Annotated in this window: 19 protein-coding genes, 3 tRNA genes and 2 pseudogenes; 20 read left to right on the top strand and 4 right to left on the bottom strand. The window is 57.0% G+C overall.

Translation table 11 applies throughout. From position 1 onward, the window contains the following. Nucleotides 1-9 precede the first annotated feature (9 nt). A complete protein-coding gene (locus tag KHW85_RS04460; RefSeq protein ID WP_291458955.1) occupies nucleotides 10-1149 on the top strand; it encodes a glycosyltransferase family 4 protein in 1140 nt (379 codons plus the stop codon). On the opposite strand, the gene KHW85_RS04455 is transcribed toward KHW85_RS04460, so the two are convergent. Next, a complete protein-coding gene (locus KHW85_RS04455) occupies nucleotides 1146-1886 on the bottom strand; it encodes an IclR family transcriptional regulator (protein ID WP_009409067.1) in 741 nt (246 codons plus the stop codon). The two genes, KHW85_RS04460 and KHW85_RS04455, sit on opposite strands and share 4 nt — an antisense overlap. 95 nt (nucleotides 1887-1981) lie before the next feature. Here KHW85_RS04455 and leuC point away from each other — a divergent pair, with 95 nt between their 5' ends. From leuC to KHW85_RS04430, 5 genes are all read left to right on the top strand, one after another. Next, entirely contained in the window at nucleotides 1982-3388 is a 1407-nt protein-coding gene (gene leuC, locus KHW85_RS04450) for a 3-isopropylmalate dehydratase large subunit (RefSeq protein WP_291458954.1), read from the top strand. A gap of 32 nt (nucleotides 3389-3420) precedes the next feature. Continuing rightward, nucleotides 3421-4065 (top strand): 3-isopropylmalate dehydratase small subunit, encoded by a 645-nt coding sequence (gene leuD, locus KHW85_RS04445; protein ID WP_291458953.1) that lies wholly within the window; start codon nucleotides 3421-3423, stop codon nucleotides 4063-4065. Between the two features lie 93 nt (nucleotides 4066-4158). Beyond that, nucleotides 4159-5481, top strand: coding sequence for a UDP-N-acetylglucosamine 1-carboxyvinyltransferase (gene murA, locus KHW85_RS04440; protein ID WP_291458952.1), 1323 nt, complete (start codon nucleotides 4159-4161; stop codon nucleotides 5479-5481). A 23-nt stretch (nucleotides 5482-5504) separates the two neighbouring features. Beyond that, entirely contained in the window at nucleotides 5505-6509 is a 1005-nt protein-coding gene (locus KHW85_RS04435; RefSeq protein WP_291458951.1) for a diacylglycerol kinase family protein, read from the top strand. An 88-nt stretch (nucleotides 6510-6597) separates the two neighbouring features. Next, the gene (locus tag KHW85_RS04430) at nucleotides 6598-7320 is read left to right on the top strand and encodes a lysophospholipid acyltransferase family protein (RefSeq protein ID WP_291458950.1); all 723 of its coding nucleotides are present in this window, start codon (nucleotides 6598-6600) and stop codon (nucleotides 7318-7320) included. Between the two features lie 12 nt (nucleotides 7321-7332). Here KHW85_RS04430 and KHW85_RS04425 read toward each other — a convergent pair whose 3' ends face one another. Then, the gene (locus KHW85_RS04425) at nucleotides 7333-7953 is read right to left on the bottom strand and encodes a hypothetical protein (RefSeq protein WP_291458949.1); all 621 of its coding nucleotides are present in this window, start codon (nucleotides 7951-7953) and stop codon (nucleotides 7333-7335) included. 189 nt (nucleotides 7954-8142) lie between these two features. Here KHW85_RS04425 and KHW85_RS04420 point away from each other — a divergent pair, with 189 nt between their 5' ends. The 5 genes and pseudogenes from KHW85_RS04420 to KHW85_RS04400 all read left to right on the top strand — a co-directional run. Next, nucleotides 8143-9279, top strand: a complete 1137-nt coding sequence (locus tag KHW85_RS04420) for a D-alanine--D-alanine ligase family protein (protein ID WP_291458948.1) — start codon at nucleotides 8143-8145, stop codon at nucleotides 9277-9279. 9 nt (nucleotides 9280-9288) lie between these two features. Next, nucleotides 9289-10206 carry a glutathione synthetase gene (locus KHW85_RS04415; protein ID WP_178704784.1) on the top strand — a complete coding sequence of 306 codons (918 nt, stop codon included), beginning with the start codon at nucleotides 9289-9291 and terminating at the stop codon, nucleotides 10204-10206. Nucleotides 10207-10358: 152 nt separating this feature from the next. Beyond that, nucleotides 10359-10431 (top strand) — tRNA-His (locus tag KHW85_RS04410). 148 nt (nucleotides 10432-10579) lie between these two features. Then, on the top strand, nucleotides 10580-11623 hold the full coding sequence (locus KHW85_RS04405; RefSeq protein WP_291458947.1) for an NAD(P)-dependent alcohol dehydrogenase: 1044 nt from the start codon (nucleotides 10580-10582) through the stop codon (nucleotides 11621-11623). 621 nt (nucleotides 11624-12244) lie between these two features. Beyond that, nucleotides 12245-12358, top strand: a pseudogene (locus KHW85_RS04400) (terminase); the annotation flags it as partial. Nucleotides 12359-12585: 227 nt separating this feature from the next. Here the strand turns inward: KHW85_RS04400 and KHW85_RS04395 are convergent. Continuing rightward, a tRNA-Gly gene (locus KHW85_RS04395) sits at nucleotides 12586-12656 on the bottom strand. Between the two features lie 87 nt (nucleotides 12657-12743). On the opposite strand from KHW85_RS04395, the gene KHW85_RS04390 reads away from it, so the two are divergent. From KHW85_RS04390 to KHW85_RS04360, 7 genes are all read left to right on the top strand, one after another. Then, nucleotides 12744-12817 (top strand) — tRNA-Pro (locus tag KHW85_RS04390). A gap of 198 nt (nucleotides 12818-13015) precedes the next feature. Continuing rightward, a complete protein-coding gene (gene tig, locus KHW85_RS04385) occupies nucleotides 13016-14362 on the top strand; it encodes a trigger factor (protein WP_291458946.1) in 1347 nt (448 codons plus the stop codon). Nucleotides 14363-14594: 232 nt separating this feature from the next. Further along, a complete protein-coding gene (locus KHW85_RS04380) occupies nucleotides 14595-15203 on the top strand; it encodes an ATP-dependent Clp protease proteolytic subunit (protein ID WP_156335274.1) in 609 nt (202 codons plus the stop codon). After that, nucleotides 15203-15850, top strand: coding sequence for an ATP-dependent Clp protease proteolytic subunit (locus KHW85_RS04375; protein ID WP_009409081.1), 648 nt, complete (start codon nucleotides 15203-15205; stop codon nucleotides 15848-15850). The genes KHW85_RS04380 and KHW85_RS04375 overlap by 1 nt, the downstream gene beginning before the upstream one ends. A 195-nt stretch (nucleotides 15851-16045) precedes the next feature. Then, nucleotides 16046-17302 (top strand): ATP-dependent Clp protease ATP-binding subunit ClpX, encoded by a 1257-nt coding sequence (clpX, locus tag KHW85_RS04370; RefSeq protein WP_291458945.1) that lies wholly within the window; start codon nucleotides 16046-16048, stop codon nucleotides 17300-17302. 48 nt (nucleotides 17303-17350) lie between these two features. Next, complete coding sequence (locus KHW85_RS04365; RefSeq protein ID WP_291458944.1) at nucleotides 17351-17707, top strand: chorismate mutase; 357 nt, start codon at nucleotides 17351-17353, stop codon at nucleotides 17705-17707. A gap of 289 nt (nucleotides 17708-17996) precedes the next feature. Continuing rightward, nucleotides 17997-19022 carry a LacI family DNA-binding transcriptional regulator gene (locus tag KHW85_RS04360; RefSeq protein ID WP_291459013.1) on the top strand — a complete coding sequence of 342 codons (1026 nt, stop codon included), beginning with the start codon at nucleotides 17997-17999 and terminating at the stop codon, nucleotides 19020-19022. A 10-nt stretch (nucleotides 19023-19032) separates the two neighbouring features. Here KHW85_RS04360 and KHW85_RS04355 read toward each other — a convergent pair whose 3' ends face one another. Continuing rightward, nucleotides 19033-22068 carry a glycoside hydrolase family 2 TIM barrel-domain containing protein gene (locus KHW85_RS04355; protein WP_291458943.1) on the bottom strand — a complete coding sequence of 1012 codons (3036 nt, stop codon included), beginning with the start codon at nucleotides 22066-22068 and terminating at the stop codon, nucleotides 19033-19035. 188 nt (nucleotides 22069-22256) lie between these two features. Here KHW85_RS04355 and KHW85_RS04350 point away from each other — a divergent pair, with 188 nt between their 5' ends. Both KHW85_RS04350 and KHW85_RS04345 read left to right on the top strand, forming a co-directional pair. Continuing rightward, complete coding sequence (locus KHW85_RS04350) at nucleotides 22257-23699, top strand: glycoside-pentoside-hexuronide (GPH):cation symporter (protein WP_291458942.1); 1443 nt, start codon at nucleotides 22257-22259, stop codon at nucleotides 23697-23699. A 56-nt stretch (nucleotides 23700-23755) separates the two neighbouring features. Continuing rightward, nucleotides 23756-24028: pseudogene (locus KHW85_RS04345) on the top strand (ABC transporter permease); the annotation flags it as partial. Nucleotides 24029-24249 lie beyond the last annotated feature (221 nt).

Here is a 24249-nt window from a genome sequence, read left to right as displayed (position 1 = left end):
AATAAAAGCATGCGCATTGTTTTGGTCTCTGACACCTTCCGCCCGACTATGGGAGGAATTGAAACTCAGGTCGGTGCACTTGCCGATAATCTTCATGCCCGAGGCCACGGTATCGTCGTTCTGACCTGCACTCCCGAGGGTGAGGCGCTGTCCACGTCCCCTTATCCGGTGCTGCGTTCCTCGTGGCACAATCCTTTCAATGCGCCGATTGATCCCAAAGCCCCCCGTCGCTTTACCGACTTCATTCGGCGTTTTAATCCCGATGTTGTCCACTACCACATGGGTGAGCTGACTCCGGTTGTTCAGTCGGTCCTTCTGAACTTAAAGGATTCGAGGATTCCGCAGGTCGTCACCGTGCATTCTCTGTGGGACCCCCGCGTGACAATCCCGGCCTTCCGTGCCATCGCACGACGTGCAGGCTTGTCGAAGGCACCGATTATGTGGACAGGTGTCTCTGAGCTGGTCAATGAGCAAATCCGCCAGGTCTTAGGGTCAGATATCTGTGTTTCAACCTTGCATAACGGCGTAGATGTCGCGCCCTGGCAGCGCCCGCCTATTGCCCACCAAGGTATCGTTGCGGTGACCGCTACGCGTTTTGCTCCGCGTAAGCGCGTGGATGCCCTGATCGACATCCTTTCTGAAACCCGGCGCCGCTGGGATTCTTATTCCCGAGGCCACCGCGGTGATTTCCCCCTGCGCGCAGTAGTTGCTGGCGAAGGTCCGCTTTTTGACGGTGTTCAGCGCCGCGTTGAGCGTAGCGGGCTGGGGGATTGGTTGCTTCTACCGGGACGTCTGAGTGCGATGCAGCTCCAGGACCTGTATGCGCGTTCGGATATTTTCCTTGCGCCTTCGGTGAAGGAATCTGCCTCTATCGCTGGACGCGAGGCCTTGGCCTCGGGGCTTGCAGTAATGACACGTTCACAGTCTGGACTTGCGGAAGTTATTGAAAATGGCCTCAACGGGTGGTGTCTAGACAATGATGACGAGATGATCGAAGCGCTCGTATCTGTGCTTGAGGCTCCTGCACAGCTTGAACGTATTCACGAGCATAATCGCAGTGAAGACTTTCCCTTCACATGGGAGAAAGTCATCGAGGCGACAGAAAACTACTACCGCCAAGCTCAGGAACTGGCCTCGGTGGGGGCTTAGTCTTCCATTCCTTCTGCCGAACGCAAGAAATCGGAGAGTCTGTTAGCTGCAGCAACGGCAGAAGGTCCATGCTGACGGCCAGGCTGACGTCCCATGCGCTCAACAGGACCCGAAATGGTCACTGCGGCCAGCACGCGACCCGAAGGGCCACGAACGGGGGCGGAAACTGAAGCAACGCCGGGCTCACGTTCTGCAACCGACTGCGCCCAGCCTCGACGACGAACTTGAGCAAGCATCGTCGCATTGAAAGAGGCGCCGTATAGGCCTCGGTGAAGACGATCGGGTTCTTCCCATGCAAGAAGGACTTGGGCAGCAGAACCTGCCTTCATGGTCAATGTCGCGCCAACGGGGATGGAGTCGCGAAGACCCATCTCGCGTTCGGAAGCTGCAACGCACACTCTAAAATCGCCTTGGCGGCGGAAAAGCTGAGTGGATTCCTTCGTGTGGTTGCGAAGCGCAACGAGGACTGGCATTGCAGCTGCGAGAAGGCGATCTTCACCCGCAGAGGAAGCAAGTTCTTGAAGACGCGGTCCTAAGACGAAACGTCCCTGCATGTCACGCGCAACGAAACGGTGATATTCCAGTGCAACTGCAAGGCGATGCGCAGTGGGGCGCGCCAAACCTGTTGTTGCAACCAATTGAGCCAGGGGGGCCGGACCTGCTTCAAGTGCGCTCAAAACCAATGCGGCTTTATCCAGAACGCCGACACCACTTCCAAAGGCTTCTGAGTCCTCCATGAAGACATTTTCACATCTCATTAAATGAGATATCAAGTCCAACTCTCTAGGAAGTGTCAATCATGGGAAGAAAGAAGTCGATGAAGGAGCGGGAAATGAGCGGAACGCTGGCCGAGAAGGTTTGGGCTGATCACGTCGTAGTGCACGGTGAAAACGGTGCGCCCGATCTTCTGTACATCGACTTGCACTTGGTCCACGAGGTGACCAGTCCGCAGGCATTCGATGGTCTGCGCATGGCCGGACGCCAGGTCCGTCGCCCTGACCTCACGATTGCAACCGAGGACCACAACACTCCTACGGTCAATATTGACCTGCCGATCGCTGATATCACCAGTCGCACGCAGATCGACACCCTGCGAAAGAATGCCAAGGAATTCGGTATTCGCCTGCATTCACTGGGTGATGCCGACCAAGGAATCGTTCACGTTGTCGGTCCCCAATTGGGGCTCACCCAACCCGGTATGACCATTGTTTGCGGTGACTCGCATACATCAACCCACGGAGCATTCGGTGCGCTGGCAATGGGGATTGGCACCAGCCAGGTCGAACATGTTCTGGCGACTCAAACACTGCCGATGGCTCCTTTTAAGACCATGGCGATCACCGTCAATGGCTCACTGCCAAAGGGTGCTACTGCGAAGGACATCATCCTTGCCGTGATCGCGAAGATTGGAACCGGTGGGGGACAGGGATATGTCCTTGAGTACCGTGGCCAGGCAATCCGCGAACTCTCGATGGAAGGTCGCATGACGATCTGCAATATGTCCATCGAAGCGGGCGCACGAGCGGGAATGGTTGCCCCCGATGAAACAACCTTCGAATACCTGAAGGGACGTCCGCACGCACCCGAAGGCGAAGAATGGGGTCGTGCCCTGGAGTACTGGAAGACCTTGCACTCAGATGAAGATGCGGTCTTTGACGCTGAGGTGGTCCTGAATGCTGAGGACTTGGAGCCCTTTGTTACCTGGGGGACAAACCCCGGTCAGGGTGTCCCTCTCTCGGGTAGCGTTCCCAACCCGGATGACTTTGAGGACGAAATCAAGCGAGCCGCAGCGCAGAAGGCTTTGGATTACATGGGGCTTGAAGCCGGTACTCCCATGCGCGATATCAAGATCGACACAGTTTTCTTGGGATCGTGCACCAATGGGCGCATTGAAGACCTGCGCGCCGCTGCAAAGGTTATTGAGGGGCACACCAAGGCTCCGGGGCTCAGGATGCTGGTTGTCCCCGGCTCTGCACGGGTGCGCCTGCAGGCCGAAGCTGAAGGCCTGGACAAGATTTTCACCGAGTTCGGGGCGGAATGGCGTAATGCTGGCTGCTCGATGTGTCTGGGAATGAACCCCGACCAACTTGCTCCTCAGGAGCGTTCGGCCTCGACATCAAACCGAAACTTTGAGGGCCGACAAGGAAAGCTTTCGCAGACCCACCTGGTCTCTCCGCTGGTCGCGGCAGCCACCGCTATTCGTGGCACCCTGTCCTCTCCGGCAGACCTGGACGACTAAGAATTCGCTGATACACATTCGAAGGAAAACTCATGGAAAAGTTCATTTCGCACACGGGTATTGGCGTTCCGCTACGCCGTTCAAATGTTGACACCGACCAGATCATCCCCGCGGTTTTCTTGAAGCGCGTGACCAAGACTGGATTTGATGACGCTCTGTTCTATGCATGGCGTCGTGACCCGGAGTTCATCTTGAACCGTGAACCCTACAACCGGGGCAGCGTTCTGATTGCTGGACCTGATTTTGGCACTGGTTCCTCGCGTGAACACGCGGTCTGGGCACTGCGTGACTATGGCTTCAAGGTCGTTCTCGCACCGAAGTTTGCTGATATTTTCCGAGGAAATGCAGGCAAACAGGGTTTGGTGACAGGAATTATCAGCGAAGCAGACTGTGAAAAGCTCTGGGATCTGCTCGATGCGAATCCCGGTGCAGAAATCACTGTTTCGCTTGAGGATAAGACCGCGACCGTTGGTGACTTCACCTGCACTTTCGATATTGATGACTATGTGCGTTGGACGCTCATGGAAGGTCTGGATGATATTGCCCTGACCCTTCGTCACGAGGCCGAGATCACCGCTTTCGAAGAGCGTCGTCCCTCCTTTAAACCGAAGACTCTGCCGGCCAAGACCTTGCCTTCGAAGCCGGTTGTTTCCGCGCGTCCCGCCGAAGGTGAGTAATTCGCCACGCGCTGAAGATGCGTTAAGCGCACGCAGATGAGGGCATGCTGCTCTAAAGTGGTCACAGAAGTCGACAGCTAGGAGAGCATCACTATGTCCTCAAAACTTCGAGTTGAAGGTGGCCACCCCCTTGAGGGGACCATTACCGTCCGCGGGGCGAAGAACTTTGTCCCCAAAGCAATGGTTGCGTCGCTGCTCGCAGATACTCCCTCCGAGCTGTACAACGTTCCCTTGATTCGTGACGTCGACGTCGTATCGGACCTCCTTGCCCTTCACGGCGTCAAGGTTGATTACGATCAAGAGCGCGGTTCGCTGCGGATGGATCCTTCGCAGGTACGTGTTGCGTCGCGCTCTGATATCGACACTCTTGCCGGGGCCTCGCGCATCCCGATCTTGTTCTGTGGCCCGCTTCTTCACCAGCTGGGTGAAGCCTTCATTCCTGAACTGGGTGGCTGCGCAATTGGCGGCCGTCCCATCGACTTCCACCTGGAAACTCTGCGTAAGTTCGGTGCAATCGTTGATAAGCAACCCGAAGGGGTCCATATCAAGCGTCCTACTTCCGGTCTCCACGGTGCGATTATTGAGCTGCCCTTCCCTTCCGTTGGCGCAACCGAGCAGACTCTGCTGACTGCGGTTCGTAACGATGGAATTACCACGCTGAAGGGCGCTGCCATCGAGCCGGAAATCATGGACCTCATCAATGTTTTGCAGAAGATGGGCGCCATTATTTCTGTCGACACTGACCGCACCATCCGTATCGAGGGTGTGGAGTCCCTGAGCGGATACCGCCACACCGCTCTGCCTGATCGTATCGAGGCCGCCTCTTGGGGCGCTGCAGCTCTTGCGACCCGCGGTGATATTTACGTACGCGGCGCACATCAGCCAGATATGACGACCTTCCTCAATACTTTCCGAAAGGTCGGTGGCGCGTTTGATATCGATTCAGAAGGTATTCGTTTCTACCACCCCGGCGGCGAACTCCACTCCATCGCGTTGGAAACCGCGGTTCACCCCGGCTTCATGACCGACTGGCAGCAACCGCTGGTTGTCGCTCTCACTCAGGCAGAAGGACTATCGATCGTCCACGAGACGGTGTACGAAAACCGTTTTGGTTTTACCTCAGCACTGCGTCAGATGGGCGCAAATATCCAGGTGTATCGCGAGTGCTTGGGCGGAACGCCCTGCCGTTTTGGCCAGAAGAACTACTACCACTCAGCAGTTATTTCGGGACCGACTCCACTGCACGCCGCTGATATTGTCGTTCCGGATCTGCGCGGCGGATTCTCACACCTGATTGCAGCATTGACCGCGACCGGTACATCGACTGTGTCAGGAATTGATGTCATTTCCCGCGGTTACGAGCACTTCATTCGCAAGCTTCGTGAGCTCAATGCTCGCGTGGAATACGAAGACTGACGCACCTGTCGAAGGCCGCAGTCGTGGATCAGCCGTCCGAACCCAAACTGAAGCTATTTGTCTCCGCCCTTTCCGGGAAAGGCCGCGCGCTACGTCGAGCTCCCAAAGTAGCGGCACTTTTACGCTCCCAAGGGTGGAACGTCGACGTTCGAGTCACTCACCGCTCGGATGATCCGGCAGCTTTGGCGGCAGCATGCACCAATCACTGGGTTGCAGTATTAGGTGGTGATGGCTACATCGCTCGCATTGCTACTCAGGTTGGGGCGCGCGGTGGAGTGGTGATTGCTCTTCCCGGAGGAAGAGGAAATGATCTGTGCCGTTGCCTTGGAATTGGGACGGACGCGGTCGCGCATGTGCGGAGCCTGCCAACGGCCTCGGAAATCTGTGCTGAGGACGCGGGGGAGCATCCTCGGATCAGAGGCGTCGACGCTATGCAGGTGCGCGCGCTCAATAGGGTAAATGACGGGCAAGATGCCGCCGGGCAGCGGCCACCCTCGCCTGGCAAGGACCTTGAAGGCAAGGACCTCGAAGAAAAACCGGCTCAGGTGCTGGGAATTGTTTCTTTCGGCTTGGATGCTTTGGCGAACCAGATCGCAAATGGCACATCTATTGCCTCAGGTACTTTCGCTTACGCTTGGGGTGCCTTGCGTGCCCTTCAGCAGTTCCAGCCCAAAACCATGGAAATAGAAGTAGACGGGACGCGAAGGCGAATCCGGGGGTGGCTTGTTTCAGTCTCTAATTCCGGATGGTTTGGAGGTGGGATCAATATTGTTCCCAGTTCCAATCCCAGTGACGGCCGTCTGGAGCTTCTTACCGTGGACCCGGTGCCGAAGCGCTACGCGATCCGTGTTCTTGCACGGGTCCTTGCAATGCGAAAAGTCGATGATCCGATCCTTCACGTCGAACAGGTCACCAGCGTCAAGATCTGGGATAGCGCCGGTTTAGTTGCCATGGGAGATGGCGACCAAGTGGGAGAAGGCCCACTTGAAATCTCGGTCAGCCCTGAGGTTTTCCGCGTCTTTGTTTAAAGCCGTGGGAGTTAGCGCGAACTTGTTGCTTGTTCCAGCTGTCTTGTTGATCTTTGGCCCCAGCACCTTGCTTGGATAAACTACACACATGACTCACCGACTCACAGGTTTCTACCGTTTCGCGCGAGGCGTTTTCCGCAGCTTTATGGTCCCGTGGATGAAGATTGACGTCCAAGGTCTTGAAAATCTTCCTAAGGACCGCGGATACCTGCTGGTATGTAATCACCTGTCAAATATTGACGCGGTCTGTTTACTGTGGGTCATGATGAAAGCGGACGTTCCCGTGCGCATTATGGCCAAGTCAGAGCTATTCAAGGTCCCGCTTTTAGGTGGGGCCATGCGTCGGATGCAACTGCTTCCGGTCGATCGAAAGTCGAAGGAACCGGGGGCGATTTTGGCCTCGGCGGCGAAGGCGCTTCGCGATGGCGAATGCGTGGCAATTTACCCCGAAGGCACCTTGAGCACTGACCCTGATGAGTGGCCGATGCGCATTAAGACCGGTGCGGCGCGTCTTGCTCTGGACACGGGGGTTGATGTTATTCCCTTCATCCACTGGGGAGAGCAAAAAATTATGCGTTCGGGATCGGCGCTGATCGATTTTCGTCCCCAACGCAAAGTGAGCGTCCGCATTGGCCAGCCAATCGACCTGGATGACCTTCGCCATGACACCGGTTCTGCTGATCATCACGCTGTTGATGAAGCAACCGTACGTATTCAGCGCACGATGATTGATCAGGTTGCTGCTCTTCGCGGAGAAGATGCCCCGCAGGGCGTGTGGGATCGCAAACTGAAGAAGCGGGTGGAGATCTAAACCCCTTACTTCTTACTTCGCAATATCAATCACCACGCGCGAGGGGTTGCTGAGCGCGCTCAAAGTCACCTCGCGCTTGTGATCCATTCCGATCACGATATGCGTATTCGCCTCAAAGCTTCCATCTTCGCGTACGCGAATCGGCCCAACTTCTTTGGTTCTTTCGCCCTTGTAGTAGTCTTTTTGGAGTTCTTCGCTGACGGGCATGGCTCCGCCTTCCAAGGACAACTCAAGGTAAATTGGCGTCCCTAGATCAATTGGATCGCCTTTACCCTGGGTTGCTGGGGAAGTCGTCCACCCGCCTTGCCACCCCACATCGTCGCTTCCCGTGAACTCAACGACGACCCTGTAGAAAGTATCGTGCTCACCGACGCGCAGGTCGTGAAAGACCGGTGCGTGATTAGCGTCCTCTTTGCCATGTGTGAGGGATGCCTTCCGCGAGGGAATTTCTTCCCGATTCTCAAGAGTAGGGGTGGAAGAGGGCGTGGCCTCGGGAGTAGGGGAGGAAGACGCGCTTTCGCTTGCCGAGGCCGTAGCTGAGCTGTTTGCCGAGGGCGCGGGAGTCGGGGAGCATCCGCTGAGCGTGGCTAGAAGGACTAGTGCGCATAGAGATGAAAAATGGTGCGCCTTCACGATCTCCTCCTTGAGCGATCTACGAGTTTGACTTCCCTCATCCTAATGGGGGCGGACTGCGTCGGGGAGTGGAACCTTGACCTTTGGCAAAGTCGATACCGGATTGAAACCCTGAGTGTGTTCAACATCGAATGACGCGGGCATGAGAAGAGTGACGGTATTGGCTGGCCACGCGGTAGTGTTAAAGCCATGAGTGAAGTCAAACGTCCTCGCGTCCTTGTCGTTTTCGGCGGACGCTCCAGTGAGCACCTGGTGTCCTGTGCGACCGCTGCCGGTGTTCTTCATGCGATTGATCGCGAGCGCTTCGATGTGCTTGCGGTTGGAATCACCCGGGACGGCCAATGGGTGCACGTCGATAGCAATCCTGAGCTTGTCGACCTGCGCACGGCCTCGAATACGACTATTGAGCCGGGACTCAGTCGCGTGAGCCTGCTTCCTGGCCTTGCTCGTTTGGTTGAAACTACCTACGACCGCACTCCCGAAGACGATGATGCTCGGATTGTTAGTGTTGAAGATCTGGGTGTTATCGATGTTGTGCTTCCGCTTCTGCACGGTCCTTATGGCGAAGACGGAACGATCCAGGGTCTCTTCGAGATGGCGAATGTCCGTTACGTCGGCTGTGGTGTGACGTCCAGCGCGGTTTCAATGGATAAGCACTTAACGAAGACTGTCCTTGCCGAGGCGGGGATTGCAGTCGGCCGGTGGGAGCTGGTGACTGAGAAGGAGTGGTCCCGCGATCCCCAGGAGGTGCGCTCGCGGATTGAAGCTTTGGGCTTCCCAGTCTTTGTTAAACCCACTCGAGGTGGTTCGTCGGTTGGGATTTCGCGAGTGGATTCCCCTGATCAGTTGGACCTTGCCATCAAGGAAGCAGCCGCAAACGACCCGCGAATCATCGTCGAGGCGATGGCCTATGGTCGTGAGGTCGAGTGCGGTGTGCGCGTTCCTGCGGGCGGCGATTCGATGGCTGCACCTTTGGGTGAAATCGGTGTTCCTGAAGGCGAGTTCTACGACTACGCCCTGAAGTACGTCGATACCGATGCCATTTCCTTGATGTGCCCGGCGGATGTGCCACAAGAAGATGCGGCCCGTATTCAAGAAACAGCGCTCAAGGCTTTTGAGGCCTTGGAGTGTGAGGGCTTGGCTCGTGTCGATTTCTTCTATAACGATGAAACCCACGAGATTATCGTGAATGAAGTGAACACCATGCCCGGCTTTACTCGTTTGTCGCTGTATCCGCGTGTGTGGGGCGAAGCTGGATTGAGCTACACCGAATTGGTGACTTCTCTGTTGGAGGAAGCCATGAGCCGCCCCTTGGGACTAAGGTAAGATATTTTTATGACGAAAAAACCCAAGGTTACCCTTGTCACCTCGGAGAATATGCCCGAACTTTTCTCCGATGAAAGTGGACTTCCTGACGCTCTTGCAGAGCGTGGAATGGACCCCCAGATTGCTATTTGGAATGATCCCACGGTCGATTGGGACGCAGCGGGAGTCTGCGTGATCCGGTCCGTTTCGGATTACGCAACGCAGCGCCAGGAATTTATTAACTGGGCAAATTCAGTGCCGCGTCTGCTCAACCACGCGGATGTCATGGACTGGAACACTGACAAGCACTACATGAAGGATTTGGAGGCCCTGGGGCTTCCTGTTATTCCTACGACCTGGCTTGAGCCCTCGCATGGTTTTTCGAAGCATCAAGTTCACTCGCGCTTCCCGGCTTTGGGCGACTTCGTTGTGAAGCCTGCGGTTTCTTCGGGTGTGCGCGATATTGGTCGTTACACCGCTATCGATACCTCACAGCGTCAAGCAGCTTTGGCTCAAACCATGGAACTGCTTGATGAAGGCCGTTCCGTGATGCTTCAGCGCTACCTAGAAGATATCGACGTCCACGGTGAGGTTTCTCTGGTCTTCTTCAATGGTCTGCTATCCCACGCAGTTGAGAAGCGCGCGGTTTTGCACCCTTCTTCGGTCACAGACCCATCCATGCACGAGGCCGTGGTAACCGCTCGTCCCGCAGACACCGCCACATGGCAGTGGGGTGAGCAGATTCGTCAGGTTCTGCATGAGTACATGCGTTCGCGTTTGGGACGCGATGAGCTACTTCTCTACAACCGTGTTGACCTGGTTCCCGATGGTGAAGGCTCCTTCCGAGTGATGGAGGTGTCCTTGGTGGACGCGGACCTCTACCTGGAGGCGACACCCGATGCGCTGGGTAACTTCGCTGACGCGATCTCTACCCGTGCCTTCTGGTGAGATGTAGATCTTGTCCGTGGTCCTCCCTCGTTTCCTTGCGAAACGCGGGAGGACGTCTATTCGTGGCAATCACCACGCTTCGCTTTTCGATTTCTCACTTGGCGTGCCCAGATGTTAGAGTTTTTCCGTTGCGTTTTTCGCAGCGCTCAATGGTGGCTGTAGTTCAGTTGGTAGAGCACCTGGTTGTGGTCCAGGACGTCGCGGGTTCGAGTCCCGTCAGCCACCCGGTATAACCCTCAGAACCCTAAGGTTCTGAGGGTTTTTCATATGTTTTGAGTGTTAGCATGTGAGCAATGTGCGTGCGCAAAAGAGCTTCCCACACGTTCCGTGTGGCAGGGGCCCAGCGCTGGGGGGACAAACAAAGGAGTCTAGGATGCCTCAAGTCCGTGCCTATGCCTGTGATGATGCGCGATCGCAGTATCACCCCATGATGATTGATATTCGTGAACCCGGATCGGGTGAAGTACTTTTCGTCATTAAATATGCGGGAATCTGCCACTCTGATATCCACACTGCACGCAGTGAATGGGGACCGATTCCCTATCCCTTCGTCGGCGGACATGAGATTGCTGGCGTTGTGACCAAAGTTGGCGAAGGCGTAACTAAATTCAAGGTAGGGGACCGCATCGGTGTCGGTTGTTTGCAGGGGGCGTGCAAGGAATGCGAGTACTGCACCGATGGTCACGAGCAGTTCTGTGACAATCCCCATGCCTATTGGACGTTCCGGGCGGGCCCAGATGGGAAGCCGACTTTTGGTGGCTATGCCCAGGCAATGACGGTGCGCGAAGACTTCGCTTGTCACGTACCGGATGCTGTGGCCTTGGAACATGCTGCACCACTGATGTGCGCCGGGATCACCATGTATTCACCGCTGCGGCGTTGGGGTGCGGGCCCGGGAAAGAAAGTTGCCATTGTCGGTATGGGCGGTTTGGGACACATGGGCGTTCAGCTTGCCGCCGCAATGGGTGCAGAAGTTTCCGTGATCTCACATGGTCGTTCAAAGGAAGCCGATGCGCGTCAGTTTGGTGCCACCGCTTTCTATGCAACTGCAGAAGAAGGCACCATCGAATCACTGGCCTCGTCCTTTGACCTCATTATTTGCACGGTGAGCGCGGATGATCTGGATTACCCAGGACTGATCCGTGCGCTTAAGCCTTTCGGCGTCTTCGTTGACGTTGGTTTGCCCGAGAATCCGATGGTGATCCCCATGCGAGCTGTGGTCAATGGAAACAAGGTCGTTGCAGGGTCGCAGATCGGTGGCATTGCTGAAACTCAGGAAATGCTGGAGTTCTGCGCCGAGCATGGCGTGCGTCCCGTGATTGAGATCATCGACGGTGATTCCATTACCGAGGCCTATGACAAAGTCGTGGCCTCAAAAGTGCGTTACCGCTTCGTGATTGATACATCGACGTTCTAACACGCATTCTTAGACAATCCTCATCAGTGAAGGCATGAGTTGACGCCTCATCCCTGAGTAGGAGTGCAGAAAGTATTGCACTCTCACTCAGGGATGTTGCTGACATCAATAGACAAGATGTATGCCGCTACAAGGCTCAGAATGAGAACGATAACGGTCACTGCCACCACGACGAATTTTCTTACCACAGTTTCGGCAGAGGGTCGTGAAACCTCGGCTAAAGTCAACACCCTACACGCATTCATGAAAGCGACAACTAGCCAACACAGTAAACCGAGGCTTGTTACGAACAACATTCGGTCTACCCAGACCTCTGACACAAACTCGACCGGGTAAGGATACCGTTGAAAAATCCTGATTGGGAGATCACTAAACCAGCCGTACGACACCGGTAGCAACAGTACAAGCCCTGCCCACCAGAAAACTCTCTTGATTGACCCCTGTATATCGCCGATTGAAGTAATCAAATGCTTCATAGTTTGACTGTACCGGTAGGTATGCCGGAAAGTCGCGAGTTGGTCTCAATCAGAGGAAGCGTTAGAAGGGGTGCCAGCACACTGCGTCTAGCCGTCACCTACTGCTGTAGGGGAACGCAAGTTTGCTCACGTGAAGGAGGAAACGGTGGCAAAAGATGGCACGAATCGTGGCGGACACCGGGTGCGTGCGGGCGCGAAGCCGGAACCGTTGCGTGAGAAGCTCACCGCCAGTAAGCCTGCAACCCGACTGGCCGACCCCGAGGTTTTCGAAGGCCCCGACCTGCCAGCCACGGACATTGGCGAGCGCGCTGCTTGACGGTGATTCCATTACCGAGGCCTATGACAAAGTTGTGGCCTCAAAAGTGCGTTACCGCTTCGTGATTGATACATCGACGTTCTAACACGCATTCTGGCCTAGCGATCCTCTGGGCAAGAATGCAAGGCAAAACAAAAGGAGCCCCGGAAAACCGGGGCTCCTTTACTCTGAGCGGGTGACGGGAATCGAACCCGCACCATCAGCTTGGAAGGCTGAGGTTCTACCATTGAACTACACCCGCGTGCGGATCGATATTACCTGATTATTTCTGCGATTGCGAAATTTAGGGTGAAGTCCCGTATTATTGGACGCGCAGACATTCGTCTCACGGGGTGTAGCGCAGCTTGGTAGCGCATCTGCTTTGGGAGCAGAGGGTCGCAGGTTCAAATCCTGTCACCCCGACTTTTTATTGCCAACGCCCTTGTGGCCTCGTAGATGAAGCCATTTGAGCGGTAAGTGAAAGTACACCGCGCTGGCGACGGGAGCCGGCGGAAAATGTGAAAGCGCACAGCCAGCTAGCAGCTTTGGCGTGAGCTGTTGTAGGCTAGTTCAGTTGAAATACGCGCATTTTGCGCCCAAGAAAAGACCTGGAGAATCCACGTGAAGAGCACTGTTGAGACCCTCGAGCCCACAAAGGTTCGTCTGACTGTTGAAATCCCCGTTGAGGAACTGAAGTCAGAGATGGACAAGGCGTACAAGAGCATCGCCAATCAGGTGTCCATTCCCGGCTTCCGTAAGGGTCACGTTCCCGCTCGCATCATCGACCAGCGTTTCGGCCGTGCAGCCGTCATCGAGCAGGTTGTGAATGAGGTTCTTCCCGGTCAGTACTCCGCTGCTGTTTCCGAGAACGAACTGCGTCCCATGTCCCAGCCCGAGGTTGAGGTCACCGAGATCCCCTCGACCACCGGTGAACTGACCGGCCAGCTGGTTTTCACCGCTCAGGTTGACGTCGTTCCCGCATTCGATATCCCCGAATACGGCAAGGACACCGTCATCGAGGTTGATCCCGTTGAGGTTACCGACGAAGACGTTCAGGAAGAGCTTGACGCACTGCGTGGACGTTTTGCATCCCTGAAGACCATCAAGCGTCAGGCTAAGACCGGCGACTTCGCGACCATCGATCTGGTTGCCACCATCAATGGTGAAGAGGTTGACTCCGTTTCTGACGTTTCCTACGAAATTGGCTCGGGCACCATGCTCGATGGTCAGGACACCGCCCTGCGTAAGACCCACGCAGGCGATGTCGTGACCTTCACCTCGACCCTCAAGGGTGGCGAGCATGAAGGTGAAGAGGCCGAGGTGACCATCACCGTCAAGTCCGTCAAGGAGCGCGAGCTTCCCGAGGCCGACGATGATTTCGCTCAGATGGTTTCCGAGTTCGACACCATCGACGAGCTGAAGGAAGACCTCAAGAAGCAGGCCGCACAGACCAAGCAGTCCCAGCAGGCACTGCAGGCACGCGATCGTCTGGTTGAGAACCTTCTGTCCCGCACCGAAATTCTTCTTCCCGAGTCGGTCATTGAGCACGAGCTCAGCCACCGCGTTGCAGAAGATGCTTCCGCAAAGGCAAAGAAGGAAGCCCGCGAGGCTATCGAGAAGGAATACCGCACCGAGATCCTGGCTGAAGAACTCGCCAAGAAGAACGAGGTTCAGGTCGGACAGCAGGAGCTCTTCGATTACGCGATCCAGATGTCTCAGAACTACGGCATGGACATCAACCGCCTGTTCTCTGATCCCCAGCAGATCTCCGCTGTTGTCGCCGATCTTGGTCGTGCAAAGGCCCTGATCGAGGTCCTCAGCGAGGTTACCGTTAAGGACACCGCAGGCAACGACGTCGACCTCTCCGAGTTCCTCGGTAAGGGCGACGAGGAAGCAGCTGCCGAGGCCGCAGCCGAGACCGTTGCAGAGGTCGAGAAGGCCGGCGAAGAGCTCGCCGACGAGAAGTGAGCGAGCTCGAGCGTCGCTGAGATTTCCGCCTCGCGGAATTCATGACTGAGGTGTGGGCCGAAACCTTTTGGTTTCGGCCCACACTACATATGAGCCTTGGTTCTGACCTTTTCCATGCGCCCTGAGCGAAAAGGCTGCTTTTAGAGCGCCAAGTCTTCGATGAACCGATAAGTTTGGACCCAGTGAGGTTTCATGAGTGGAACCGGACCCTCAATGTGTAAGGAGAGCGTGAATGGCTATTCAAGCCTCGGGCGGAAATGAAACGCCCATGGGACTGGGAGATTCGGTCTACCAGCGCCTGCTGAAAGAGCGCATCATCTGGCTCGGTGGCGAAGTGCGAGACGACAACGCAAACGCGATCTGTGCGCAGCTCCTTTTGCTGGCTGCAGAAGATCCCGAACGCGATATCTACTTGTACATTAACTCTCCTGGTGGTTCCGTGACCGCCGGTATGGCTATTTACGACACCATGCAGTATGTGAAGCCTGATGTTGTCACTGTTGGTATGGGCCTTGCAGCATCGATGGCGCAGTTCCTGCTGACTGCAGGCGCTCCTGGAAAGCGCTACATCACCCCGCACGCTCGTGTTTTGCTCCACCAGCCTTTGGGAGGCGCGGGCGGTAGCGCAACGGATATTCGCATTAATGCGGATCTGATCTTGGGTATGAAGAAGGAACTGGCTCAGATCACCGCCTCGCGTACCGGTAAGTCTGTCGAGCAGGTTGAGGCAGATGGCGATCGTGACCACTGGTTCACCGCTCAAGAAGCACTGGAATACGGCTTTGTCGACCAGGTTATCGACAGCCCGCAGGAAATTGGCAACCGTGGAGGAGAAAACTGATGAGCACTCAGCCCTATTTCGACGCAGTTGCCCGCCAAATGCCTCAGGCGCGATACGTTCTTCCCAACTTTGAAGAGCGCACTGCCTATGGCTTCAAGCGCCAGGACCCTTACGCGAAGCTTTTTGAAGACCGCATTGTCTTCTTGGGCGTGCAGGTTGATGACGCCAGTGCGGATGACATCATGGCTCAGCTGTTGGTTCTTGAATCTCAAGATCCCGATTCGCTGATCACGATGTACATCAATTCCCCCGGCGGCTCATTCACCGCAATGACCGCGATCTACGACACGATGCAGTACATCAAGCCGCAGGTCCAGACCGTCTGCTTGGGCCAAGCAGCATCTGCCGCTGCAGTCCTCTTGGCCGCCGGCTCTCCCGGTAAGCGCCTTGCTCTTCCCAACGCTCGCGTGCTCATCCACCAGCCCGCGATGGAAGGAATGCAGGGACAGGCCTCGGATATCCAGATTATTGCGGATGAAATTGACCGCATGCGTCTGTGGCTCGAAGAGACACTCTCTGCTCACTCGGGTAAGCCAGTCGAGGAAGTTCGCCGCGATATTGAGCGCGATAAGATCCTGACTGCCGCTCAGGCCGAGGAATACGGTTTGATCGACCAAGTTTTGGCTTCTCGTAAAGCGCAGAATTAGTTGACAGCTGTGCGACTGTAAACAGTTGCTGTTTATAGTAAGCGGGAGAGGGCGTTTTGGTGCTCTCTCCCGTTCCTATTAAATGACCGGTCTTACACTACGGATTCCGCGCGTCAATTCGCTGTAAGGGACCGTGTGAATTAGGCTAGATTCCAGTAAAAGCCCACTTTTTGGGATAGTTTTCAGGAGGCGCAGGTGAGTCGTTTAGCCGACGGAGCAGAGGCCCTGAAGTGCTCGTTCTGTGGAAAGAGCCAGAAACAGGTCCGCAAGCTCATTGGTGGATCCGGTGTCTACATCTGCAACGAGTGCGTCGACCTGTGCAATGAAATCATCGCCGAGGACTCCGAGCCGACAAGCCAGCCTTCTTCTCTCCCGCTCCCCAAGCCTCGTGAAATCTTTGAATTCCTCGATTCTTGGGTAATCGGCCAGGACCGCGCGAAGCGTGCGCTTTCGGTGGCCGTGTACAACCACTACAAGCGCGTCCGCTCGCGTGAAGCTGGCAATGAAGAAGATATGTATGGCACGAAGTCAAATATCTTGCTTCTCGGTCCCACGGGTACTGGTAAGACTCACTTGGCTCGTTGCTTGGCGCGTCTGCTTGATGTGCCTTTCGCAATTGTTGATGCGACAGCTCTGACCGAGGCCGGTTACGTCGGTGAAGATGTTGAAAATATTTTGCTTCGCCTGATTCAAGAAGCCGGCGGAGATATTAAGAAGGCCGAACGAGGCATTATCTACGTCGACGAGATTGACAAGATCGGACGTAAGGGTGAAAACGCCTCCATCACGCGTGACGTTTCTGGTGAAGGTGTGCAGCAGGCTCTTCTGAAGATCATCGAAGGTACTGTTGCTTCGGTTCCCCCGCAGGGCGGACGTAAGCACCCGCACCAGCAGTTCTTGGAGATCGATACCTCTGGAATCCTCTTCATTGCTGCGGGAGCATTCGCGGGGATTGAAGACATCGTGAAGGCTCGTTTGGGACAGCGTTCGACCGGTTTTGGATCCGAGCTAAAGTCTGCTGCCGAGATGGGTGACCTCTATGAATCTGTCACCGCAGAAGACCTTCACAAATTCGGTATGATTCCGGAATTTATTGGTCGTCTTCCCGTGCTGACCTCGACTAAAGAACTTTCTGAGGAAGATCTGGTTCGAGTGTTGACCGAGCCGACGAATTGCTTGGTCTCGCAATACCAGCACCTCTTTGAACTTGATGGAATTACCTTGGAGTTCACTCACGAGGCCTTGCTTGCCATTGCGGAGCTGGCGAACAAGCGTAAGACAGGGGCGCGAGGCCTTTCTTCCGTTATGGAAGCAACTTTGTCGGATTTGATGTTTGACCTTCCCTCGCGTGATGACATTGCCCGCGTGGTCGTCACGCGCGACCTGGTGGAGGGCTTGGGTGAGGCCGAGCTGCATCCCGAATGCTCCTCGGAAGGAAAGCGTAGCGCCTGAGCCTTCCCGCTAGACTTCTGATCAGTCCATACACACCAGGAGGATTGCATGCAGGATCGTGACGAGGCCCAGGTGGCTGCATCAGCCGACCGCGCGGTAAGCGGTGTGCCCGCCGAGCTGGCGGAGGCTCGCGCAACGATCGATAACATCGATGCTGCTCTCGTTCACATTCTCGCCGAGCGTTTCCGCTGTACGCAGCGCGTTGGCTACATCAAAGCACGTCTGGATCTGCCTCCCGCTGACCCGGATCGCGAGGCTCGCCAGGTTGAGCGCCTACGTGCCCTGGCCGCTTCCTCTGGCCTTGATCCCGATTTCGCGGAGAAGTTCCTGGGCTTCATGGTTCGTGAGGTCATCCGACACCACGAGGATATCAAAGCCGAATACGACGAAGGTTCGCGCCTCTGAGCTGTGCTATCTCAATTTTGCGCACGATTCTCTTGTGACTCTTTCAGCTTTCGACATTAGCTTGTCCATATTCCGCGGTCTTGACGATTCATGCTTGTGAGCGGCTTTGGGGGATCACATACGAGAATGTGTATGAGTTCCGACTGTGGCCGCTGCGCAGGAATGAACGATGGCCGCCCGGATTCGTGCGAGCGCGGTGGGCAGGGTGTGCGGCGTTTTAGCAGCTCGGTGCCACTTGCGTCGGCTAGACTGTCATGAGCGACCGTGAGGCGTTTCGGGACGGGATGTGATGGTTAATTTAGGCGATATCGCAAAAGCAACGGGATACTCCAAGGCCACCGTGTCTCGTGTCCTGTCGGGCGATCTGAGCTTCGCCGCGAAGGAATCGACACGCCACCGAATCATCCAGGTCGCCAACGAGCTCGGCTATGCGCTGCGCACCTCCCGCGCCGGAATTCCCATGACTGTCGCCGTGCTAGAGAACTTCGATGCTTCGCATGGGCCGCGGGACGCTTATTTCTCTGACGTGCGTGAGGCTCTGCGAGAGCGCGCCGCAGAGAACATGATGAGCCTGACATTCTTTCCCGACGTACGCGCGCTGATCGAGGCAGGCGAGGAGTTCTCCGGTTTCGTTTCTTTGGGTCCCGCGCCGATGCAGCGCGCCGATCTTGCCGCGCTGCATGAGGTGCTGCCTCACGGTGTCTTCATCGATATCAACCCTGCGCCCGCGCTCTTTCACTCCCTGCGACCCGACCTGCAACAGACTGTCATTGACGCGATCTACGCGCTACGCGAGCAGGGCCGCAAGCGCATCGCCTTTATCGGCGGCGACGGACACATGATGGGTTTGCACGTGTTCGCCCAGGATCCCCGCACCGTGGCTTTCGATGAGTGGACGCGGCTGCTGCATATGGACGTCGATGGGCTCGTTTACGCAAGCGGAGCTTTCACCGTGGAGAACGGCCGCCGGCAGGCCGAGGAACTCCTCGACGCCGCCGGCGACGAGCTGCCCGACGCGATCCTCGTTGCTGCCGATAGCCTCGCGGTTGGAGTCCTTCAGACCCTGTTCGCTCGCAAGGTCCGCGTGCCCGACCAAGTGGCCGTCCTGTCCATCGACAACCTAGAAATATGTGAGTACACTGCTCCGCCGCTGAGCTCGTATGCGATCGAGAGCTCCGAGCTGGCCGAGACAGCTCTCATGCTCCTGTCCGACTCAATCGTGGGTCGTTTTCGGCATAAGCACCACATCCTGCTGTCGACACGCCTGGTCGCGCGCCAGAGCTTTGTGCCCGCGCAGGAGGGGTCTGATTTCTGACCCGTCTACCTCAGATGAGGGACAGTCTCACGTCGAGCACCTGCTTGCCGCTGGCGTCGACGTGGAACTCATCGTGGACCGGGGAGCCCCAGGAATTATCGCCGCCCACGCCCATCTGCGCGCTGAGTAGGCGCAGGTAGGTCGCTGCGCGAGAGTCGGGTGCGGGCAGCTCCCACCAGTGGGCAGCCTGCTCGATCTGGGCTGAAGAATAGGGCAGGAGCGATACTCCAAGGTCGCCGCATGCCTCGACGCGCAGGCCGTGGCCATTGGTGTCGCTTGCCTCACACCAGCGAACTCCCGGGTGGTAGCCACACTCCTGGGGCACTGCATAGGGTGCGATGCCCTTCGCAGCGCTGGTCTCCCACACGCCCAGCGTCGCCCCATCCAAGCGGTCTGCGTAGGCCTCGATGGGGCCGCGGCCGTAGAAGCGCAGCTGATCGATCGCCGCCGGGAGAGCCCACTCTATGCCGAAGCAGGGCATCGTTGGGAGGCCCTGCGTACCCGGGTAGGTTGCGGTCAAGCGGATCGTGCCGTCGGCGCGCAGCTCGTAGCGGACCGGAACGATCACCTCATTCACTCCCGCGAGCTTGTACTCGTAGGTCACGACAACATTGCCCTGACCTTCTTCGACGTTGGTGGCCACGCAGCGCGCGTAGGCGCCCGCCGTTGTCCAGCACGCGCGATCGAATCCGTGACCGCACCCCCGGTCGTTGTCCGTAAGCGGACGGAAGGTGGTTAGGCGCGGCGGGTGTAGCACCGTGGCAGTCTCCCCGTGCTTCCACTGGACGATACCGCCCGCCGTTCGAGACAGCAATGCCTCGTTGTGCCCCTCACGCATGCCGATGTTCCAACGCCCCACCGTGAAGGAGGCTCCGCCCTTGGGCTTACTGTCCGTTAGTTTGGGGCGCGAGTAGACGGTCTGTCCGACGGAGACGATGTGCCCGGCATCGCACCAGGGGGTATCGGTGGAGACGAGGAGTGCCCCCTCAAGGACGATCTCGCGCTGCGTGTCGGCCAGTAGCTCACGCGGCCAGTTAACTGGGACCTCAGCGCACTCGTCATAAGTAGTCGCGGTCGGGAATGTTGTCTCCCATGCGACTTCGCCGTCTGCGAGCACGCGGGCGCGGATGCTCAGATCCGCCACGGGAGCGGGCAGGTTTACCACGGCGACCTCCACGCCCGTATCGGTCGGGACCAGCGTCACCGGAGCGTAGAGCGCCTTGACAGCCTGCGTCTGGGGCTTTGGGGCTCGGTCCGCGAAGAGAATGCCGTCGCAGGAGAACTCCCAGTCGCAGGGGCGATCCTCAAAGTCGCCGCCGTAGGCCAGGAATTCGCCTCCCGAGCTGGCTGTATCCTCGTGGTAGAGTGCCTGATCGACCAGGTCCCAGATGAAGCCACCGCCGTAGGCGGGGTAGCGCTCCAGAGCTGTGTACAGCTGCAGGCCACCCACCGAGTTACCCATCGAGTGCATGTACTCGCACGAAAGGTAGGGCTTCGTTGGGTTATCCCGCAGATAGTCCTCGATCGCGTCGGGCAGCGCGTACATGCGAGACTCAATGTCCGAGACATCGTCGAACTCGCGATCCCAGGTCACGCCCTCGTAGTGGACCGGGCGCGCAGGATTGAGCTCGTGTGCCCGGCGGTACATAGAACGGAAGACCTCGCCGCCGAAGGACTCGTTGCCCAGTGACCAGATCAGCACGGACGGATGGTTAAAGTCCTGGCGCACCATCGACTCCAAGCGATCCACGCAGGCTCCCTCCCACTCCATCTTTGAACCCGGGATTGTCGTAGCGGGGGTTGGGATATCGCCGGGCGTGCACCACGAGCCGTGCGTCTCTAGGTTCGTCTCATCGATGACGTAAAGACCGTACTCGTCGCACAGATCCAAGAAACGCGTGTCGTTGGGGTAGTGGCTGGTACGGATCGCGTTGATATTGAGCTGCTTGCACAGCTTAACGTCCGTAATCATGGTATCCAGCGTCATCGTCCTGCCCGTGCGAGCATCGAACTCGTGGCGGTTTACGCCTCGGAAGATCAGTCGCTTTCCGTTGAGCAAGAAAACAGAGTCGGCAATCTCGAAACGTCGGAAGCCCACACGCTGATTCACTTGCTCCACGGTGCCTTGTTCATCCGCGAGTGTCAGCGTCAGCGTGTAGAGGGATGGAGACTCCGCGCTCCATGGGCGCACGTTCGCCAGCCTCGCATCCAGGTCAAGGCGCTCGGCGCTCGCGAGAGCATCGTGTCGCCAGACAACCTGCCCGTCCGGGGCACTCAGCTCTGCGGTGATCATCGTGGCTTCGAGTGCACCCTCGATGTGCACGGTGACGGTGAGTATGCCCTCTCCGGTTGCCGCATCGTAGTCTGCGTCCGTCTCAAGGTTTTCCACGTGGGCTGCGGGCAGCGCTACGAGGGTGATGGAGCGGAAAAGGCCGTGAAAGCGCCAGGAGTCTTGGCCCTCGAGCCATGAGGCACTGGAGTGCTCGTAGCACACGACGACGATGTCATGTTTCTCCTTATGGTTATCCAACGCCTCGGTGATGTCGAATTCGCTGGCTGTGTAGCCATCCTCGCAGTAGCCGACGAAGGTACCGTCCACCCAGATGTAGATGGCGGTTGCGAAGCCATTGAAGCGCACTCGCAAGCTTCCGTGCGCCTTCAGTGTCTGTGCTACGGCCTCGTCAAGAGCGAAGGAACGGCGGTAGACGGCGACGCGGCAGTCGCGGGGTGCAGCCGGGGCCTGAGGGTCCTCGTGTCCATCCCATGGCATCTGGATGTTGACGTAGGCCGGCGGCCAGAGCCCCTGAGTCTCGAGCGTGGAGGGAACGAGGATGGAATGAATATCGCCCTGATCAAATGCGTCGGTCGGGGAGTTGAGGGAGAGGGTCATCCCCGAGGTGAGAGCCACCTCCCAGGTGCCGTCTAGGCTCTGACTGGGCGCGGTGGAGCGGTGTGTAGAGCGGGCACTTAGTCGATTGAAAGCGAATGCCTGCGAATTGTGGAGCCAGGCATGATCGGGAGCGTGGGTGAGAGCGGTGTGGGACATGGTGACCTCTGAACGTGCGGCATTGCGGCGGAGCGAACTTGCTCTGACGCTAGGGTAACCCCCTTTCTCTTCTGTGTGCAATAAGGTAACCGTACGGGGGCGTGTAATTGAGAACTCCATTGCATTGGTCGGGTAAATACGTTAACTTAGGTGTGTCAAGGCAGGAGTTGCTTCGAAGGAGAGGGACCATGTCGCACGAACGGGGTGTACACAAGAGCTGGGTATCGCGAATCTGCTACGCGATCGGAAATCTGGGACAGGCTGCGTACTACAATGCGCTCTCGACATTCTTTGTCACCTACTACGTGGCGCAGACCCTGTTCCGCGACTACGAGCGCTCCGAAGCTAAGGCAATGATCGCCATCATTGCGGCCCTCGTCTTCATCATCCGAATCGTTGAGATTTTCATCGACCCGCTCCTGGGAAACCTGGTGGATAACACCACCTCGCGCTGGGGGCGCTTCAAGCCGTGGCAGGTCATCGGTGGTGTTGGATCGTCCATCCTGCTCTTCGCGATCTTCACGGGCCTCTTTGGCCTCGTCAATGTCAACAAGGGTGTCTTCATCGTCGTCTTCATCGTCGTCTTCGTGGTGCTCGACGTCCTCTACTCACTGCGCGACATCTCCTACTGGGGCATGATCCCTGCTCTGTCTTCCTCTTCGCAGGAGCGCAGTGTCTACACTGCCCTCGGCACCTTCACGGGCTCCATTGGCTACAATGGCGTCACCGCGATTGTCGTCCCCGTGGTTGGCTTCTTTAGCGCCATAGCTGGAGCGGGTTCGGAGAGTCAGGCCGGCTGGACCGGTTTTGGCGCAGTCATCGCTGGCCTCAGCATTGTCACCTGTCTGGCTGTCGCCTTCGGCGCCCGCGAGGAAGAGAGTGTCCTGCGTAATTCGGGTGAGAAATCGAACCCCCTGCAGGCTTTCCGCGCCATTTGGCGCAATGACCAGCTCCTGTGGGTGTCCCTGTCCTATGTCTTGTATTCCATTGCCAACGTTGCGACCACAGGCTTTATGTTCTACCTCTTCAAGTTTGTGTTGCGCCTACCTGATAAATACTCAATAGTCGGTATTATCGCCTTTGTTGTCGGCTTGGCCGTCACGCCCCTGTACCCGATGATCAACCGCCGCGTACCGCGCCGCTACCTCTATCTCGGAGGTATGGTGCTTATGATCGCTGCGTACATCCTCTTCATCCTCTTCTCGACGAACCTCACGATCGTCTTTATCGCTTTGGTCCTGTTCTACCTGCCCGCCACCTGTATTCAGATGACCGCGATCGTCACGATCACGGACTCCGTCGAGTATGGCCAGTGGAAGACTGGCAAGCGCAACGAGGCTGTTACCCTCTCGGTGCGACCCATGCTCGACAAGATTGCGGGTGCTCTGTCCAACTCCATTGTCGGTTTCGTCGCCATCGCCGCTGCTATGACCAACGACGTCGACCCTGACCTGTTGACGAGCGCCAACATTGAGACTTTCAAGACCGCCGCGTTCTACGTACCCCTCACGGTGATTGTCCTGTCCTTCATCGTATTCGCCCGCAAGGTTACCCTGACTGAGGAGAAGCATGGTGAGATCGTTTCTCTCCTGGAGGAGAGCATAGTCCGCTCTGACGCCAAGGAAAGCTGAGTTTTCTTGCCCCGCCGGGGGTGAGTGACGGGGAGGGACGGGCCCGGGAAACGTGCAGGCGTTCTCTGGGAGCCAAACGGGGACATATCTGCATGCAATTTCTTGCCGAGGCTCTGCTCCTCTTCTTCCTTGGCGGATGCGTGGGATGTGTGATTGGCACGGCGGTCACATGGGGAATGTGTCTCGCATACGGATGGCCCGTCACTATCGCGTGGTACGTCATCGCCGCTGGCCTCGGGGCTCCATTGGTCATTGGAGCAATTGCAGGTCTCTACCCGGCCCTACGGGCGGCACATACACCGCCAACTGCTGCATTGGCCTCGCAATAAAAGAAAACCCGGTGCATCGTCGTGGTGAGCGATGTACCGGGTTTTTCTTTGCGGCTAGTCTTGCTTAGCCGTTTTGAACGGGACCTCCGTAGATGTCGTCAATAACGTTGGCGTAGCGTTCAAGCACAGCCTTTCGCTTGACCTTGAGTGAAGGGGTGAGGAGTCCATTCGCCTCGGTGAAATCGCTTGTGAGGACGTGGATCTTTCGAATCGATTCTGCA

The organism is Actinomyces sp. oral taxon 181 (assembly GCF_018370895.1).
Taxonomy (GTDB): Bacteria; Actinomycetota; Actinomycetes; order Actinomycetales; family Actinomycetaceae; genus Pauljensenia.
This window is presented reverse-complemented; position numbering and strand designations above follow the sequence as displayed.

Excerpts from the sequence above, each read along its gene's own strand:
- KHW85_RS04460 (WP_291458955.1), top strand. The coding sequence starts at position 10 with ATGCGCATTGTTTTGGTCTCTGACACCTTCCGCCCGACTATGGGAGGA.
- KHW85_RS04455 (WP_009409067.1), bottom strand. The coding sequence starts at position 1,886 with ATGGAGGACTCAGAAGCCTTTGGAAGTGGTGTCGGCGTTCTGGATAAA.
- leuC (WP_291458954.1), top strand. The coding sequence starts at position 1,982 with ATGAGCGGAACGCTGGCCGAGAAGGTTTGGGCTGATCACGTCGTAGTG.
- leuD (WP_291458953.1), top strand. The coding sequence starts at position 3,421 with ATGGAAAAGTTCATTTCGCACACGGGTATTGGCGTTCCGCTACGCCGT.
- murA (WP_291458952.1), top strand. The coding sequence starts at position 4,159 with ATGTCCTCAAAACTTCGAGTTGAAGGTGGCCACCCCCTTGAGGGGACC.
- KHW85_RS04430 (WP_291458950.1), top strand. The coding sequence starts at position 6,598 with ATGACTCACCGACTCACAGGTTTCTACCGTTTCGCGCGAGGCGTTTTC.
- KHW85_RS04420 (WP_291458948.1), top strand. The coding sequence starts at position 8,143 with ATGAGTGAAGTCAAACGTCCTCGCGTCCTTGTCGTTTTCGGCGGACGC.
- KHW85_RS04415 (WP_178704784.1), top strand. The coding sequence starts at position 9,289 with ATGACGAAAAAACCCAAGGTTACCCTTGTCACCTCGGAGAATATGCCC.
- KHW85_RS04405 (WP_291458947.1), top strand. The coding sequence starts at position 10,580 with ATGCCTCAAGTCCGTGCCTATGCCTGTGATGATGCGCGATCGCAGTAT.
- KHW85_RS04380 (WP_156335274.1), top strand. The coding sequence starts at position 14,595 with ATGGCTATTCAAGCCTCGGGCGGAAATGAAACGCCCATGGGACTGGGA.
- KHW85_RS04375 (WP_009409081.1), top strand. The coding sequence starts at position 15,203 with ATGAGCACTCAGCCCTATTTCGACGCAGTTGCCCGCCAAATGCCTCAG.
- KHW85_RS04365 (WP_291458944.1), top strand. The coding sequence starts at position 17,351 with ATGCAGGATCGTGACGAGGCCCAGGTGGCTGCATCAGCCGACCGCGCG.
- KHW85_RS04360 (WP_291459013.1), top strand. The coding sequence starts at position 17,997 with ATGGTTAATTTAGGCGATATCGCAAAAGCAACGGGATACTCCAAGGCC.
- KHW85_RS04355 (WP_291458943.1), bottom strand. The coding sequence starts at position 22,068 with ATGTCCCACACCGCTCTCACCCACGCTCCCGATCATGCCTGGCTCCAC.
- KHW85_RS04350 (WP_291458942.1), top strand. The coding sequence starts at position 22,257 with ATGTCGCACGAACGGGGTGTACACAAGAGCTGGGTATCGCGAATCTGC.